The sequence below is a fragment of the Rheinheimera baltica DSM 14885 genome (assembly GCF_000425345.1).
Classification (GTDB): domain Bacteria; phylum Pseudomonadota; class Gammaproteobacteria; order Enterobacterales; family Alteromonadaceae; genus Alishewanella; species Alishewanella baltica.
In genome coordinates, this window is sequence record NZ_AUDG01000002.1 from 130,114 (window position 1) to 146,917 (window position 16,804).

Consider the following 16,804-nt stretch of genomic DNA (forward strand, 5'->3'; position numbering starts at 1 on the left):
TTAGTCTTTTTCTGCAACAACATCGTAAGGCTTTAACGCGGGTAAACGTTGCTGCAGCTGCTGTTCTATTTCATCCAGCTCTTGCATACGCTGACAAAACAAAGCGGATTTCTCTTCAAGCTCTACCGCTTTGGCATCCAGGCCCAAATTTATTTTATCGACTAAGTGACCAACAGATTGCCACTCCTGGTTATCGCTGCGTTCAAAGTTACTATCAGAATGGCGTAACGCATCTCGCAATGCGCCCCAAACTGCCCCTACTGTGCGCCGTGCTAAGTTATCTAGTTGTGGTTTAAGTTCGGCATGCAAAAAATAATCAAGCTCTTTCAAACTTTGAGGCGCCAAATAAAAGTGTTCATTTGTACGCACAAAACGTGACATCCACTGAAATGTCGTTTCTCGCACCAACTCTCGCCATTCAGCCTGCTGCGATTTACTACCAATACCTGTAAACATGGCTTCAATGCTAGACAAACCCAGTTCAACACCATCAACAGCAATACTGACTATCTCTGGCACAAACTTGCGTAAACCATGGCTATACTGCTGCAATAACAGGGACTCTTCGGCAGATAAGTTAATCCATTCGCCTCGGATAAACAGTTGTGTGTCACCACTTATTTGCACATGGGTGCGGTTATTTTGCAGTATACGGATGTGTTCTGGCGCAATAAGCACACCATGGGTAAACGCCATATTGCATTCAGCAGCCCATACCGATGGCGTAGCAAACACCATGGCAAGCAGATAAATATAGGATTTCATACCACAGGCTCCAACACCAATACGTCGCTAGAGCTTACGACACTATCCAAACGAAAGCTTTAGCGTATGCCGCACAAACATTGGCAATTGTCGAAAACAACATCATAAAAACGGTTCTATTGCCGGGCTATTGTCAACAAGCATTATTTTTGATGGGCCATACTCACGGCGACTGCGAATATGATCAGTGCCAAAATGCACAACTACTGCAGAAAATAACTGCTGACGCACCACGATCAACGTCTGGTCTAACTTTTCCCGGCGCTGCGACTCTAACTGCTTGATATCCTCAATCAGGGCCATCGCCACATTTCGGTTATCATCAAACGCTTGCTGTAACTCCTGCTTGCGAAGTTCAATCTGGGCGTTACCTTCAATTTTCTTTAATTTCTCCAGTTGCTCACGAATGTCCTGCATATCTTTTTTTGCTGCACTCACACTGGCACGCAATACCTCTTGCTTTTCTGCAATCGGATCTATCATGCGATTAAGCTCGATCAGAATATTACTACTTGATGGCGCGCCAAGGTTACCGGTATAAATACCGTAATCCAGATAAAAATAACCCCCAATAACTTTGCCGTTGGGATTATCTTCTGGCCCCGCATACACTTTAGCTGCCGCTACGGCACAATGCATAAGTTGCTTGTTAACGTATATGTTGCCGTCGCAACTAAGTCTGGCATACTGGGCGATGTTGCATTGAATATCACCCTTAGCCTTTAATTCAGTGCTATATTCACTGTCTTTTTCAGCACTGGGGATTTGGTGACCGATAATCGAGCCACCAACGTTGATATCACCACCGGCCTCAATCAACGTGCCTTCAACAAAGCCCTTTATAAACACGTTACCACCAGCAATAACCTTCATACCTTCGGTAACATCACCGTTAATGACAACTGAGCCTTTAAAGATAATATGCCCGGTTGACAGATCCACATTTTTTACCGTAAAAACTTCATCAACGGTAGCACCATTATCAACAACACGTGGCAAACCATCACGCGCAGCAATCAGCAATTCATTGTCAGCAGCTGATAGCTCGCTACCTTCAGCCATTTGCCATTCAATAACTTGCCCTGGATTAGCGGGGATAAGACTGCCATCGACCAGCATGCCATCAACCCCCGCTGTTGGCGGGTGGCGACGCATCAAGTTGTCCCCCGCACGTACTGCTGGAATCACACCAAAGTCACGTAAATCAGCTTTGTCTTCAGTTTGCACCAGCGGCTTATTGCGCCGGCTTTGCATTTCGGGAATTAATGGTTCAAAACGTGAGTTTTGTCCATGCACAACGGCACGCCCCCGCGCAACGACTAGTTTAACTTTGCTGCCGGGGTCAGCTTTACTGGCGTGGGTGACAAGTTTAATAATGTGGTCTTTACTGAAACCAAATACTATGCTGGCTTCTTGTGCTGCCTTAACCAAAGCATTGGCAGACATTGGTGCGCCGCCCCAGGCTGCTGTAATGATTGCTGCCGCTGACATTTTATCTTCAGTGATGTCAAAACTAAGCTCGGCATCTCGCTTTTCGGCTACACGATAATAAAGTAATGCGCCTTCGGGCTGAAGTTTTTCTTTGATTTTTTGCTGGATTTGCTGATACTCCACCAACAGATTAGTAATTTGTTCTTGAATAACCAGGCATCGACCATAGCCTGCCGCTTGTAGCTGAGTATTCACGTCCTGTGCACTTAGCGGCGCAAGCGTTGCTGGCACCGTTATTTTTATACTATTATTGTGCTCGGTAAATTGCATATTATTCACACTTTTGGTTACTACGTTGAAGCAACCCTACTGAAACAAATAACCTGGCTAAAGGCAAGCCCTGAAAAGTGTAACAGGGCTATTTATCCGGAAAAATTTAAATATAATTTTCCTGATGGATGCGAATAAATAGATCTGTTCCTGTTTTACTGTAATCCACTTTATATTCTTTATTATTGATAGCTTGGATAAACAACAGCGTCTTAGCTTCACCAAACACGTCTGAGCTGGAGATATCAACTACCTCCATGTAACGTTCTTTTGCTTCTGCACGGTTCGTAGGCACCGCTTCGATAAACAGCTTTACACCATGCCGCGTTACGACGATATTAGGGTCGTTATCGTCATTGACCACTACAAGATCCATTTTTTTATTTTTATGGATCAAAGTATTACGACCACTTACCAAAAATGCTTTTTCGTAATTATTCATCAACTGCCCTGCGTAACATGTAATATTGCCATTATTATGATACAGACCGCACAGAGTGTCTAGGTTGCTGTATTCTGAGTTAATTGTAGTCTGGTTTGATTAATTTGCCGACACAACTGTTGTGCTTCTGTTTCATTAAAACTAACGGGAATAAAAACGTCAAACCCTGTCGCATTAGAAAGACGTTGCATGCGATGAGCAAATGCGGCTTTTATGCCATTATATTGCATATGCTTGGTGCTAAAGTTTGCTACTTCAGCCAGCATTTCACTGGCGCATTGTCCACCCGCACAACCCTGTCGCACAGCCTCAATATATAACGCCCGTTGCTCCGTTATAATACGAACTGCTAATCTCAGTGGCAAATGCTGTAAAAAACCATCATAGTCTGTAACGTTAAATCCAATAAAACCAAGAGATTGTTGATTAAATTGCGGTATACCACTGTATAAAAAACAGTCCCAGGGCAACAGCCAGCTTCCACGCCGGTGTTGGTAGCGCACACCGTCAGAGTCAAACTGCAAAAAGTATTCTGGTTCGGATAATTTAGCCCATCCAGCAAACATACCTAAGCCAGCTCCAACAAACACCAAACCTTGCCACGGCTGCAACTGCTCTACCAAAATCAAACTTAATATAAATAGCAACATAACCACAGAGCTGCCTAACATTAAGCTAGCGCCACCACGACTTGCAGCACCTTGAACCCTGATTGGCGAAAATCCAACCGTGCTATCAGGCATATTATTTCCCCAGTGAAATCTGTATTTAGGCTGGTTATTCACCATTAAGGTTCTATATTGTGCCTAATTGATCTGCAGTTCAAGTGTGCTTACGCGACCAACGCCGGAGTGACTGCGATATTAGGAAATCTAAATCGCTGTTTCTTCCATACAATAACGCAGGGTTTTATATCGTCGTTTATTTGGGGTTACTGTGGCAAAATTGCATTCAAAATTAATTTGGCTAATTCTGATCATCTTGCTGGTGTTTGTTGCCTATTTGTACTGGGTGCCAAGCCAAAAAGTTGATGGACGTCGTGGCGGCGCAGCCGTAGCAGTAAGTACTGCAAAAGTGGAAACCAAAGCCATGATCCGCAGTATCAGCTCGCTAGGTACCGGCATTGCAAACAACTCCATTACCTTAACTTCGCCTACCAGTGACTTTATTACCGAGCTTAATATACGTGAAGGCAAATTAGTTAAACGCGACGAAGTTATTGCCCGCTTGCACGATGTGGAAGAGCGCGCTCGGGTTACTGAGCTACAAGGCATACTGGTAGACCAAAAGCGTCAGTTAGACCGTCTGAAAAACTTAGCAACCACTCAAGCTACCGCGCAGCAAATGCTGGATGAACAACAAACCAAGGTAAATACCACATTAGCCCAACTGGATATTGCCACCGCACAGTTAGCAGAAATGACAATTACAGCGCCCTTTGATGGCTACCTGGGGTTACGACAGGTTAGCCAGGGTGCTTATATTAACACTGGCACGGCCATTACCACCCTTGATGACTTAGCTGTTTTGCGAGTTGCTTTTAGTGTGGCTGAACATTATTTGGCCGAGATTAAAGTGGGTATGCCATTAACAGTAACTAATGCAGCCTATGGTGATGTGCGTTTTGCTGGCACCGTCAGTGCAATAGATACCCGACTAGACCCATTAACTCGCACCGTTACCGTGCACGGCACTTTGCCCAATGATGATTTACGCTTGCGCCCGGGCATGCTACTAAACGTAAATCTGGTGTTGGAACAACATGTAGCGAAACAAATCTCTGAAAAAGCACTGGTCCCTCAGCAGCAAAAACAATTTGTGTATAAAGTAAGTGCTGACAATACCGTCCAGCAAGTTGAAGTAACTATTGGTCAACGCATACCTGGTTGGGTCGAAATAATAGGCGGCTTGGAAGAAGGCGATGAAGTGGTGGTTGAAGGCATTCAGAAACTGCGCTCTGGCGTTACTATTAATCGTGTCGGGGGCTGATTATGTGGCTATCTGACACCTCTGTTAAACGCCCGGTTTTTGCCACTGTTGTAAACTTACTGCTGGTAGTATTTGGCATCGTTTGCTTTACGATGTTGCCCCTAAGGGAATACCCGGACATTGATACCCCTATTGTCAGTATCAGCACGAATTATCCGGGTGCATCAGCTGAAATAGTCGAATCAAAAATTACCCAGCTTCTGGAAGATCGTATAAGTGGTGTAGAGGGTATCAAAAATATCAACTCCACCAGCCGCAATGGCCGTTCTAACATTACCATTGAATTTAATGTTGAACGAGATATTGATTCTGCTGCTAACGACGTACGCGATCGTGTTTCACGTGCGCTGAATAACTTACCCGATCAAGCAGATCCACCAGAAGTGTCAAAAGCAAGTGATGACGAAGACACCATTGCCTGGTTTGTGCTTAACAGTGAAAACATGTCGTCACTGGAGCTTACCGACTATGCAGACCGATATATTGTTGAACGCTTTTCTGTGGTCGATGGTGTAGCCCGCTTACAGCTGGGTGGCGCACGTGATTATGCCATGCGTATTTGGCTAAACCGCGATGCCATGGCATCGCGTGGTGTTACGGTACAGGATATAGAAAGCGTATTGCGGGCAGAAAACGTAGAGTTACCTGCCGGTAATATTAAATCTACCGATCGTGATTTCACCGTTCGCGTGGTGCGAGCCTACAAAACGCAACAAGATTTTCGCCGTCTGGTGATAAAGCGCGGCAATAACAACTATCTGGTGCGCTTAGGTGAAGTTGCTGAGGTGCTACTAACGGCTGAAAATGAAGAAAGTGAATTCCGCGGTGACGGCAAAAACTTACTTGGTATTGGTATTATTAAGCAATCAAAAGCCAATACCCTTGAGGTGGTGCGTGCTGCCCGCGCAGAGATGGAACGCATAAAAGAAACGCTGCCTCAAGGCACAACCATTGAACCCGGTTACGATTCATCACTCTTTATCGCTGAGTCCATCAAAGAGGTATACAACACCCTAGGCATTGCTATGGTGTTGGTTATCATCGTTATTTTCTTATTTTTGGGTAATATTCGCGCCACCTTTATTCCGGCCGTTACGGTGCCGGTTGCTCTGGTTGCCGCCGTTACCGTGTTATTTGCACTGGATTTCTCCGTCAACTTACTCACCTTGCTGGCGATGGTTTTAGCCATTGGTCTGGTCGTAGATGATTCCATTGTTGTGCTGGAAAATATATACCGCCGCATTGAACTGGGCGAGCATCCACTGGTAGCCTCTTATCGTGGTGCTCGTGAAGTCGGCTTTGCTGTAGTGGCCACAACGCTGGTATTAATATCGGTATTTGTGCCATTAGTCTTTATGCAAGGCCAGTTGGGAAAACTCTTCACCGAATTTGCGCTGGCCATTGCCGCCGCCGTCGCATTTTCCAGTGTCACGGCACTGACGTTATCTCCCATGCTGTGCAGCAAATTACTCACCCACCAAAAACGCGAGAGTAAGCTTGGCCTTTGGCTACATGCGGCTTTTCATAAATTGGAAAACGCATACCGTCGTCAATTAGAAGTCGTCTGCGCCACCCGCTGGCCGGTGATGATCGTTGTGGCGTTGTGCTTTGTTGCCAGCTACCTGCTCGTTAAGATGCTACCAAGTGAACTGGCACCAAGCGAAGACCGGGGTACATTTTTTGTGATGATGAGCCCGGCAGAAGGTGCCAGCTATGCAAGCAACAGCCGCAATATGCGCCTGATTGAAGATGTGTTGATGCCTTACTATCAACAAGGTGAGTTTAACCGGCTGTTAGTCCGGGTACCGGGTTGGGGTAACAGTGGTGGTGTTGCGATTGTTGGTACTGAAAACTGGCATAATGGTAAGCGCCGCACCAGTGAATTAATGGGTGAAGTTGGCAAAAAATTAAATGAAATCCCTGATGTACGCGCATTTACGTTTATGCGCAGTGGCTTAGGTGGTGGTGGTGGTGGTGGCCGACCCATTCAGTTTGTGTTGCAGGGCAATACTTATGAAGAACTGGCGCGCTGGCGAGACATTGTGCTGGAGAAAGCCGCTGAAAACCCAAATATTTTAATGCTAGATCACGATTATAAAGAGACAGTGCCACAGGTACTTGTTGAGATTGACACTGAACGTGCAGGTGATTTAGGTATATCCGTTGGTGCCATAGGGCGCTCTCTTGAAGCAATGCTTGGTGGGCGGCGAGTAACCACCTTCCTTGATCGGGGTAAAGAATACGATGTTATCATTGAAGGTAAGGATGACGATTTTACCGCACCGGGTAGCATTACAAACGTGTATATCCGCTCTGAAACGTCGGGCCAGCTGATACCATTAGACAACCTGGTAACATTGCGCGAAGAGGCGACGTCATCAAGCTTAAACCGCTACAACCGCATGCGCAGTATTACGCTTACCGCCAGCATGGCGCCAGGCTACAGCCTCGGCGAAGCGCTGGAATACTTAGAACATATTGTGCATACCGAAATACAAGACACTGTAGGCATTGATTACAAAGGCGAATCATTGCTGTATCAGGAAAGTGGTAGATCAACACTGATGGTATTTGTGCTGGCGTTACTCATCACTTACCTGGTGTTGGCGGCTCAGTTTGAGAGTTTTATCCATCCGCTGGTTATTTTAATTACCGTACCACTTGGCTTGGTCGGTGCCCTATCCGGCTTATATTTTAGCGGTATGACGCTGAATATTTATAGCCAGATAGGCCTGGTGATGCTGATAGGCCTTGTCGCTAAAAACGGTATTCTTATTGTCGAGTTTGCTAACCAGTTACGTGATTCGGGTGTGGCTTTTACCACGGCGATACAGCAAGCGGCTACGCAACGTTTACGGCCTATTGTGATGACCGCGTTTACAACAGCAATGAGCAGTATTCCGCTTATTTTGGCCAGTGGGCCAGGTTCGGAAAGCCGTATGGTAATTGGTATGGTGATATTTTCTGGCGTGGCGCTGGCAACATTAATGACGATATATGTAGTACCAGTAACTTATATGGTTTTCGCGCGCAACACCGGTTCGCCCAAACGCCTGGAGCAAAAATTACATAAATTGGAAAAGGAAGCCCCAGACGAGCACGCTGCCGATGAAATACATCCAAGCTAACGCAATAAAACCATAGGTAATGCTAAACAGTTAAGGTTGAAGATACCATCGGTTTGCCCAAACTAACACGCCGTAACCCCTCCCTGGGGGCTCGTTTCAGCCCATCCAGGGTTTCAACCGTTAGTTTAGGGCAAACCGATTGTGCTTAACTATTCAGCCTTAACATAGCCACATTTTATATCCAACGTTAAAACGGTAAGGCTTTGGCATCCCAATTTAATAGCTTACCGCTTTGTTCAGGCTGCACAGCGGCTACAACCTGCGCCAGGCGCTCTGCGGTATTGGCAGCACTTTGTAATTGCCCCGGCGGTAAATTCGTCTGAAACGGCTCAGACATTGCGGTGTTTGTTGTACCGGGATGCACACTTACCACTACCGCGCTTGGGTTTAACCGGCGCACTTCAATACTGATGTTTTTCACCAACATATTCAACGCAGCCTTACTCATACGATAACTGTACCAGCCGCCAAGCGCATTGTCAGTGATACTGCCTACCTTGGCGCTAAGAACAACAACCTTTACTCCCGCTGTTTTAGTGATATAGCTAAATAACAATTGCAGGTATTGTGCAGGTACCGCGACATTAGCGTGCAATCGTTGCATAAGTATTGCCGTATCTAACTGTCGAATGGTTTTTTCTGGCATCGCCGCGTCGTCATGCAGCACACCATTACATATAAATATAACCTCAGGTTGCTGTTCTAGTGCCAGCTGCACACACTGTGCGCTGTGTGCTGGGCTTTGTAAGGTGTCTTCAAACCAATGCCAGCTGTTTTGAGTTGGCGCTTTTTGCCTGCTGATCACAGTAACTACTGATGCGGTGGCCGCGTAATGCTGTGCCAGCGCAGAACCAATACCGCCACTGCCACCAATAACTAATACCGATTTAGTCATAACTTAATGCCCTTGCCAATTGATAACCACTTAACCATGCGTTTTCAACCCGACCACCATTGAGCCAATCACCACACAACCCCAGAGATAAATCTGTACGATAAATATGACTATGCACCGGATAATCTGGCGCTTGCTGCGCATAGCGCCAGCGGTGACACAAAGTTTGCATAACACTGATGTCCTCGCCCAGCATACGCTGTAACTCAGCGACGGCCACTTTACTAATTTGTGCTGCGTCAGCTTCCAGGTGCAATTGTGAAAAAGCAGGAGAAAAATGCACAAGCCACTGCTCACCTGGGGCCCGTCCGGTTTTGCTATTTTGCCGGGCTAGCCAACTAACGGCATTGTCACCTTTGACAAAAATGCCATCAAAGGGCACCGATGTTGCCGCATCAAGTTCAATATTCACCGACCAGCACGGTAGCAAAGCTTCGGCGTTAAACAGCGCCTGCAGTTGTGGTTGCTGTAGTAGGTGCTCAGCTAGCAACATGGCCGCTTGCTGCTGCGGCAAGGCAATTACCAACTGGCTAAAATGGCCAAGATGCTGCTCATCGCTATAAAGCTGCCAATGTGTACCATCATATTTAATCGTGGCTACGCGGCATGGGCTGTTCAGCTTAACCTGCTGCAACAATTGCTGTACCGGCTTTTGCATAGATGGTAAGCCAATATATCTTGTTGTCTGATCGGGTGAAGCACCTAGTACGCCGTTTTCATAAATAGCTAATCGACTCTGCCAGGGCGTAATAACACCCAGGGTCAGCCAATTTTCGCACTGGCGCTTAAATGCTGCAGCGCGTGCCGTAAAATATTGCGCACCTAAGTCAAGATAGCCGTCAGGCGTTCGTTTACTGCTCATGCGGCCCCCGGCGCTGCGGCCTTTGTCAAATACCACAACATCAAGGCCCTGCTTCACTAGCTCACTAGCACAAGCCGCGCCGGCAATGCCCGCGCCTATCACAGCTATAGTCAAAGTACTTCCCTTGCTTTATCAGTAAACGTTATAGTACGACTCGGTATTTATTCACGATCAGCCACTAAGCCAATTGCCCGTATCATTCGTACTAGATGCCAAATTACTGTACTGTAAAACATCATCATCAGGAGAAACACGTGGCCAGTCAAACTGCAACCTTCGGCGCAGGCTGTTTTTGGTGTTTAGAAGCCGCCATGAACCAGCTTAACGGCGTGACACAGGCGCTAAGTGGCTATATGGGCGGCGCAGAAAAAGATGCCAATTATAACAGAGTATGCGCTGGCGATACCGGGCATGCTGAAGTGGTGCAGGTTGAATTTGATGACGAGGTTATCGACTTTGAACAACTTTGTCTGATTTTTTTTAGCTTGCACGACCCAACGCAGCTTAACCGTCAAGGCAATGATGTCGGTACACAGTACCGTTCGGTAATTTTTTATCACACTGAGCAACAACACAACCTGGCATTACGCTTGATATCTGAGCTTGCAGCGCAGCAGGTATTTAATGGCGACATTGTCACTGAAGTGAGCCCGGTAAGCCGTTTTTTTATCGCTGAAGCTTATCATCAACAGTATTTTATCCAGCACCCGGAACAGGGCTACTGCCAGTTTATTGTGGCGCCAAAAATGGCAAAGTTTCGGCAACGTTATCAGGCGTTTTTAAAACCATGAAAGTGTTTATCGCGATGTTTATTCTGTTGCTAAACATCATCTATCCTGCGATTGCGGAGGATATAGTTGAACTGCAGTTTTGTTATGAAGATAAGCAACTATTACCTTACTACACGGGTGCTGGCTCACAGGTTGCCAGCCCGCCTGGTGTAACGATTGAACATTTACAGAACAGTGTAAAGCAGCTACCTCAGGTAAAGCTGACGCTGCAACGCAAACCCTGGCTTCGCTGCTTACAATTATTGCAACAAAATAAGGTTGATGCGCTTGTGGCAACCTATGACGAATCACGCCGCAACTTTGCGGTTTTTCCGCTCGATGCGCAGAGCCAGCCCAACGCCAATCTAGCGCTAAGTCAACATGCGACGTGTCTGGTGCAACAACCAGGCAAAAACGTATTAGAACGCGCCGCTGAAGGTATCGTTATCGCCCGACCGCTGGGTTATGTGATGCCTCAGTACCCTGAAGGGGTGACGACGGTACAAGTGCAATCTCAGCAACACGCTTTTGATCTGGTAAAGCAAGGCCGGGTGGATGCCACAACCACCTTGTGTGAAGTGAATCAGCTGCCGTTACCTGATAATTATGTGTATGGCTTGCAAGTAAACTATCCACCACTTTACAGCACCACCGGTTATCTGGTGTTTAGCAAAGGCTTTTACCAACAGCATACTGAGCTTGCGGCAAGTTTATGGCAAACCTTACAGCATACCCGTGATGCCAACCGTTATTACCAGTATTTGCTACTAAACGACAACGATATTACCCTACCGACAGAGCGTGAAAACTAATCCACGCTATTGTCAGTAAGGGTTTTGCAGCCATTAACCCGGGCTGTAACGCAGGCTAATGCCAACGTTTGCGCCAGCGGTAGTATAACCAGCACTGGTTTGATAATTTTTATCAAACAGGTTATCCAGTTTCGCCCTCAGTTTTAAGGCGGGCGTTAGCTGATAATCCGCGCCAATACCCCATAGCGTAAAACCACCCAGGTTGGCGACACTCGCATACATGCCCTGATACGTCGAACTCTGGTAATCTGCTGTGATAAAGGCCGACCACTTATCTTCGACAATGCTACCGCGCCAATTCAGTGTGTTTTTTGGCCGTCGTTCCAACTTTAAGCCGCTACTTTGGTTTTCAGTATCAAGCCAGGTGTAGGCCAAATTACTGCTAAACTGCTGCCACTGCTGCTGCACACTAAACTCTACGCCTGAAATTGTTGCCAATAGCACGTTCTCAGCCCGTTCTACCCCTTGGATCAAGTTGGTGACGTCACGATCAAACCAGGCAAGCTGTGCACTAAAGTCTTGTTCAACAAAGCGCAGAGCAACCTCATCTGATACTGACTCTTGCGGTTTCAGTTCAGGATTAGCATAGCCCGGATAATACAGTTCGTTAAACGATGGCGTTTTAAATGCTGTACCCCGGCTGGCTCGCAGCATCCACTGCTCTGTCAGCTGATACCCTGCTGCCAGTTGCCAGGTGTTTTGGCCGCCGTATTGGTTGATCAAATCACGGCGCAGTGCAGCTTCGAGTTTTAGCGCATTGAGCTGATAATGCAGACCGGTAAACAAGGCGCGGTTTATACGGCTGGTTTTTTCGTAAGGCGTGGACGAACGATCGACCTTCTCCTGATACCAGTCCCCCCCCGCCAGCAACGTTAGGCTGGTGCTTAGGCTGGTCTGGGCCTGATAATTGAACTCATCGCGCGCAGTGATAAAAGGGCTGCGCGAGTCGGGGCCATAGCTAGCTTCGCTGTCAAGATTACGGCTAAGTTGTGCCTGGTGCTGCCAACGCCCAAGTTGCTGCTGCCAACCCAGTAAGTAAGTGCGGTTAAATGTATCAGCGGCATCTTCGTTGCCATAGCTGGTATCAAACTCGTAATAACCAGAATTAACATCGGCTTGTGCCGTCCACAGACCAAGTTCAGTCTGGTAATCTGCGGCTACTTTAATAAATTTTTGCTTGTAGCCATCGCTATCGCTATCAAGTTCTTTACGCACATTAAAGCCATCGGCACGGCTTACACCGGCACTGGCTCGCAACGTCAGTTGCTCAACGTGCTGGCTAACGCTGAGATCTGTGCCGGCCTGGCCGTAACTGCCAATATTGACATTAAGCTCGACTGCATTACTTCGTCGGGTCGTTATGGCAATAACACCAGCAAGCGCGTCAGAGCCATACCATGCTGCACGAGGGCCACGTACCACTTCAATACGCTGAATCAACTCCAACGGTAGCATGGCAAGCGATTTATAGCCTAAGGTGGCAGAACCACTGCGCACACCATCAATCAGCACTAACGTATGGCCAACATTGCCACCGCGAATATACACTCCACTGGTTTGGCCGCGACCGCCGTCTCGCGATAGATTAATGCCCGGCAGCTGTGCCAACAAGGCGGGTAAATCGGATGCCTGGCGCGCGACGATATCGTCATGCTCAAGTACGGTTACACTCGCCAACACATCTTGCTGCGCAGTGGCAGTGCGATTGGCATAAATACTAATATGTTCGATATCGTCAGCATAAACTGAACAACAGGATGCGACCAACACGGCCGCCAAAGCAGGTTTAAACATCTAAGCTCCGAAAACGTGCCCACCGCACGTTTAATAAAGTGAAAGGATTTTTCTGGCCGGTCTCCGGGCTAACAACCTGCTTTCGCCTACATTCGCCTTCCCATCAAATGACAGTGGCATTGAATACAGTTCAGTTGTTTACCGTTGCGGGGGCAGCTCTGGATTTAAACCAGATTCCCGTTTACCTGCAGTTAGCTGCAGCACCTGAAAAAGCGGCTCCTTGCTGGAGCCGCGTGCAGTTTAGCGTGAGGAATGGAATTGTCAATAGGTGTCTGGATGGCCGAAGCCATGCAGTTAGTCACGAAAGTTTTTAAACTGGAAAGGTTGGCCTAAATCAGAGGTACGTACCAATTGCATCGCCGCTTGTAAATCGTCACGCTTTTTACCCGTTACCCGCAACTCCTCTCCCTGAATAGCCACCTGTACCTTAATATTGCTGTCTTTAACAAGTTTAATAATTTTCTTCGCTATGTCTTTATCGATGCCTTGCTTAATGCTGACAAAGCGTGTGACGAATTTACCATGACGCTCTTCTTTTTCAATTTTGAAACTATTAACATCCAGCTGCAGCTTGCTGGCTTTAATGGCAAAAATATCGAACAACTGCATCACTTGTTGATCCGCTTCAGCGGTCAGTTCAATCTGTTCTTTTTTTAGCTCAATTTTGGCGTTAACGCCACGAAAATCATAGCGGGTTTCAAGTTCCCGTTTAGCGTTCTCTACCGCGTTATTAGCCTGGTTAATATCAATTTCTGAAACAATATCGAATGAGGGCATTAAAAATCTCCTTAGCATAAGCCATTCTGTCTGCTGGTGATTATAACCAGAAAACTGTTACAATCCGAGCGCCATATAGGTTTGGGGGTGTATGTGTCACAAAGTTTTTATCGCTGGTTGTGCTTACTTTGTTTTTTTCTGGCTACAGCGAGCTTCTTGGCTGAACTCAACGGTCACCGTATTATTGCCGGCTTTGCCCATATTGATAAAGTCGCGCATTTTGGCATTTTTGCTATTTTGTCAGCGTTACTATGGAAAGGCTTTAAAGTGTCACCGGTGACCGCGTTAATCGTTTTAGGTGCCTATGGTGGCAGCATAGAGTTGGCACAACATTATTTTACCCGCCGACATGGCGATTGGTTCGACCTACTGGCAGATATTGGCGGTGTTATTAGCTTCTATCTGGTACGCAGCGTATGGCACCGAATACGTCCCCGCAGCCAGCGCTAAGCTGGACCATCGTTGGCCAAGGTGCTATTGGTTTATTGGCAGCCTGCAGGTTGTCATTGGCCGGAAACGCCGTTTCATTGTGGTTAAAAACTCCAAACATTATCAATATTGATTTCACTGAACAGCAGTTTAGTTACCCCCCAGCGATAGCGCCGTTGAATGCCGTGCTGGTGCCGGTTAAAAGCTATGCCATACTCGATGCCATTAAAGGTTTATTACCACATCTTAGCCCTGATGCTCAGCTGGTGCTAAGCCACAATGGTATGGGAACTATAGCGCAGGTAAAACCGTTGTTACTGCCCTCACAAGGGCTGTGGTTTCTTACCACCACTCACGGTGCACTTAAACAACACCATAATCTGTTTCACACCGGACAAGGGCAAAGTGTCATCGCGCCACTTAATAGTGCCGCCATAGCATGCTCTGAAGCGGTTACTCAGGTGATGGATATCGCCCTGGGACCAATAACATTAACCGATAATATATCGCCCTATTTATGGCAAAAATTGGCGATTAATGCAGTAATAAATCCACTAACGGCAATATATGATTGCCAAAACGGCCAACTAAGTGCTGCTGAGTATCGCAGTCAAATTGCGGAGATTTTAGCTGAGGTGTGCCAGTTGGCAACGCTAATGGGCATATCGCTGGTGTATGAAGACACGCTGGCAAAGGTGCAGCAGGTGATTATCCAAACGGCAAAAAATTACTCGTCTATGCACCAAGATGTAAAGCATCAAAGGCGCACTGAAATCGCTGCAATAAATGGCTTTGTGGTAGAGCAAGCGGCACGCTATCAGTTAGCCGTGCCGCAAAATGCTGTTTTATTACAACGGGTAATACAATTAGAACAGGCTTACGGTCGATAAACCGCCACATTAGCGTAGCCTTGCTCTTGTAAAATTACCGCTTGTAACCGGCTCATAACACCGCGATCGCAATAGCAGTAGTACTGTTTAGTCTGATCTAAATGACTAAATTGTGATGCCAAACGAAAAAAGGGCAACTCTACCACCGCATGATTGGCCACGGTTAACGGCTTAAGTTCTGTCTCTTCCGGGCTACGAATATCCAATACTATGGCATCAGCCGGCAGCTCGGACAGTTCTGTTACAACATGTGCTTGTTGGTCAGCCTGATAATCAACGGTACGAATATCAAGCACCTTCGCCTCTTGAACTGCCTGATCCAGCACGGCGAAATTAAACTTTTGCTCGTTCAGCTCTACATCGGCAAGCACTGCATTAACTGTCGGCTTGTTTGAGATAACACCACAATATTCAGGCATGCTCTTGGCGATATCTTCTGCACCAATCTTGCGCGCTATATCGACAATCTCTTGCTTATCCTGGTAGATAAGTGGCCGTAGCACCAACATGTCGGTTACCCGATCAATGACATTTAAGTTGGCAATAGTTTGGCTGGCAACCTGGCCAATACTTTCGCCGGTAACCAAGGCTTTAATACCCAGATTCTCGGCGACGCTGGCCGCAGCGCGCATCATCATGCGCTTTAATACAACGCCCATTAAACCGCTGTCTATATTCTCCAGTATCTGCTCTACCACTGGGGCGAAGTTAACACTAACAAACTTCACTTTGTGCGACAGGCTGTATTTTTGCCAAATAAGATGAGACATTTCCCGCACACCCGCTTCATGTGCTGCGCCACCCAGGTTGAAAAACAGATAATGGGTTCTAACCCCTTTACGGATCATTAAGTAACTGGCAACTGCGGAGTCATACCCGCCAGAAATAAGCGATAAGGCGTCGGATTGGGAAGGCAACGGAAAACCGCCCATGCCCTGATACTGCCGACGCACCATGATCAACACATCTTTTCTGACTTCCAGCGCTACTACAACATCAGGTTTTTTAAGCTGTACCCGCGCGGTAGAAACAAGCTGATTTAACCCACCACCAATATAGCGTTCCGCTTCAATTGATGAAAAAGTATGCTTGCCTTCACGCCTTACCCGCACACAGAAAGATTTATTTTCTAACTGATCGGCATAAACCAAAGCAACCTGTTCGTAAATGTCATGCAAAGAGGTAAAGCTACTCGATTGCATTTCAGAGAATTGCATAATGCCCGGAATGCAACTTAACCGCTCAACAAGCTGCTGTTTTATTGCCAGCTCGTCTCCGGGATAACGTATAGTGAGGTGGTCGTAACTATTTTTAACGTCAATATTACTGTCTACCCGAAGCACAATCGTTTTGATATTGCGTTCGAGTAATAATGTCTGGCGTTTACGCACCGATTTGCTTTTGATGGCAATTTCCGGGTGCAATTTAATAATAAATTCAATCATCGCTTAGCGGCACAGTATCAGCAGAAAAAAAGTGGCGCAGATTAT

Annotated in this window: 15 protein-coding genes and 1 riboswitch; of the genes, 6 read left to right on the forward strand and 9 right to left on the reverse strand. The window is 46.8% G+C overall.

Features of this window, described 5'->3' with window-relative positions:
* The 4 genes from H595_RS0101710 to H595_RS0101725 form a co-directional block, all read right to left on the reverse strand.
* A complete protein-coding gene (locus H595_RS0101710) occupies positions 1-765 on the reverse strand; it encodes a DUF2884 family protein (RefSeq protein ID WP_027669629.1) in 765 nt (254 codons plus the stop codon).
* Between the two features lie 102 nt (positions 766-867).
* Positions 868-2,526 carry a DUF342 domain-containing protein gene (locus H595_RS0101715; protein WP_027669630.1) on the reverse strand — a complete coding sequence of 553 codons (1,659 nt, stop codon included), beginning with the start codon at positions 2,524-2,526 and terminating at the stop codon, positions 868-870.
* Positions 2,527-2,632: 106 nt separating this feature from the next.
* Positions 2,633-2,968 carry a hypothetical protein gene (locus tag H595_RS0101720; protein ID WP_027669631.1) on the reverse strand — a complete coding sequence of 112 codons (336 nt, stop codon included), beginning with the start codon at positions 2,966-2,968 and terminating at the stop codon, positions 2,633-2,635.
* A gap of 59 nt (positions 2,969-3,027) precedes the next feature.
* The gene (locus H595_RS0101725; RefSeq protein ID WP_051219699.1) at positions 3,028-3,711 is read right to left on the reverse strand and encodes a DUF2982 domain-containing protein; all 684 of its coding nucleotides are present in this window, start codon (positions 3,709-3,711) and stop codon (positions 3,028-3,030) included.
* A gap of 193 nt (positions 3,712-3,904) precedes the next feature.
* On the opposite strand from H595_RS0101725, the gene H595_RS0101730 reads away from it, so the two are divergent.
* Both H595_RS0101730 and H595_RS0101735 read left to right on the forward strand, forming a co-directional pair.
* Complete coding sequence (locus H595_RS0101730; RefSeq protein ID WP_027669633.1) at positions 3,905-4,957, forward strand: efflux RND transporter periplasmic adaptor subunit; 1,053 nt, start codon at positions 3,905-3,907, stop codon at positions 4,955-4,957.
* Between the two features lie 2 nt (positions 4,958-4,959).
* Positions 4,960-8,085 carry an efflux RND transporter permease subunit gene (locus tag H595_RS0101735; protein ID WP_027669634.1) on the forward strand — a complete coding sequence of 1,042 codons (3,126 nt, stop codon included), beginning with the start codon at positions 4,960-4,962 and terminating at the stop codon, positions 8,083-8,085.
* 187 nt (positions 8,086-8,272) lie between these two features.
* On the opposite strand, the gene H595_RS0101740 is transcribed toward H595_RS0101735, so the two are convergent.
* Both H595_RS0101740 and H595_RS0101745 read right to left on the reverse strand, forming a co-directional pair.
* Positions 8,273-8,980, reverse strand: coding sequence for an SDR family NAD(P)-dependent oxidoreductase (locus tag H595_RS0101740; protein WP_027669635.1), 708 nt, complete (start codon positions 8,978-8,980; stop codon positions 8,273-8,275).
* Positions 8,973-9,956 (reverse strand): NAD(P)/FAD-dependent oxidoreductase, encoded by a 984-nt coding sequence (locus H595_RS0101745; RefSeq protein WP_037053437.1) that lies wholly within the window; start codon positions 9,954-9,956, stop codon positions 8,973-8,975. Before H595_RS0101745 ends, H595_RS0101740 begins: the two co-directional genes overlap by 8 nt.
* A 140-nt stretch (positions 9,957-10,096) precedes the next feature.
* On the opposite strand from H595_RS0101745, the gene msrA reads away from it, so the two are divergent.
* Together msrA and H595_RS21480 are read left to right on the forward strand one after the other, a co-directional pair.
* On the forward strand, positions 10,097-10,633 hold the full coding sequence (gene msrA, locus H595_RS0101750) for a peptide-methionine (S)-S-oxide reductase MsrA (RefSeq protein WP_027669637.1): 537 nt from the start codon (positions 10,097-10,099) through the stop codon (positions 10,631-10,633).
* Positions 10,630-11,424, forward strand: coding sequence for an ABC transporter substrate-binding protein (locus H595_RS21480; protein WP_051219700.1), 795 nt, complete (start codon positions 10,630-10,632; stop codon positions 11,422-11,424). Before msrA ends, H595_RS21480 begins: the two co-directional genes overlap by 4 nt.
* Before the next feature lie 33 nt (positions 11,425-11,457).
* Here the strand turns inward: H595_RS21480 and H595_RS0101760 are convergent, their stop codons facing one another.
* Both H595_RS0101760 and H595_RS0101765 read right to left on the reverse strand, forming a co-directional pair.
* The gene (locus tag H595_RS0101760; RefSeq protein ID WP_027669638.1) at positions 11,458-13,218 is read right to left on the reverse strand and encodes a TonB-dependent receptor domain-containing protein; all 1,761 of its coding nucleotides are present in this window, start codon (positions 13,216-13,218) and stop codon (positions 11,458-11,460) included.
* Positions 13,219-13,255: 37 nt separating this feature from the next.
* A riboswitch (cobalamin riboswitch) is annotated at positions 13,256-13,441 on the reverse strand.
* Between the two features lie 71 nt (positions 13,442-13,512).
* Positions 13,513-13,995 (reverse strand): YajQ family cyclic di-GMP-binding protein, encoded by a 483-nt coding sequence (locus H595_RS0101765; RefSeq protein WP_027669639.1) that lies wholly within the window; start codon positions 13,993-13,995, stop codon positions 13,513-13,515.
* A gap of 93 nt (positions 13,996-14,088) precedes the next feature.
* Here H595_RS0101765 and H595_RS0101770 point away from each other — a divergent pair, with 93 nt between their 5' ends.
* Both H595_RS0101770 and H595_RS0101775 read left to right on the forward strand, forming a co-directional pair.
* Positions 14,089-14,445, forward strand: coding sequence for a VanZ family protein (locus H595_RS0101770; protein WP_027669640.1), 357 nt, complete (start codon positions 14,089-14,091; stop codon positions 14,443-14,445).
* Positions 14,412-15,314, forward strand: a complete 903-nt coding sequence (locus tag H595_RS0101775) for a ketopantoate reductase family protein (RefSeq protein ID WP_027669641.1) — start codon at positions 14,412-14,414, stop codon at positions 15,312-15,314. Before H595_RS0101770 ends, H595_RS0101775 begins: the two co-directional genes overlap by 34 nt.
* Here H595_RS0101775 and thiI read toward each other — a convergent pair.
* The gene (gene thiI / locus H595_RS0101780) at positions 15,302-16,759 is read right to left on the reverse strand and encodes a tRNA uracil 4-sulfurtransferase ThiI (protein WP_027669642.1); all 1,458 of its coding nucleotides are present in this window, start codon (positions 16,757-16,759) and stop codon (positions 15,302-15,304) included. The genes H595_RS0101775 and thiI overlap by 13 nt on opposite strands.
* Between the last annotated feature and the right edge of the window lie 45 nt (positions 16,760-16,804).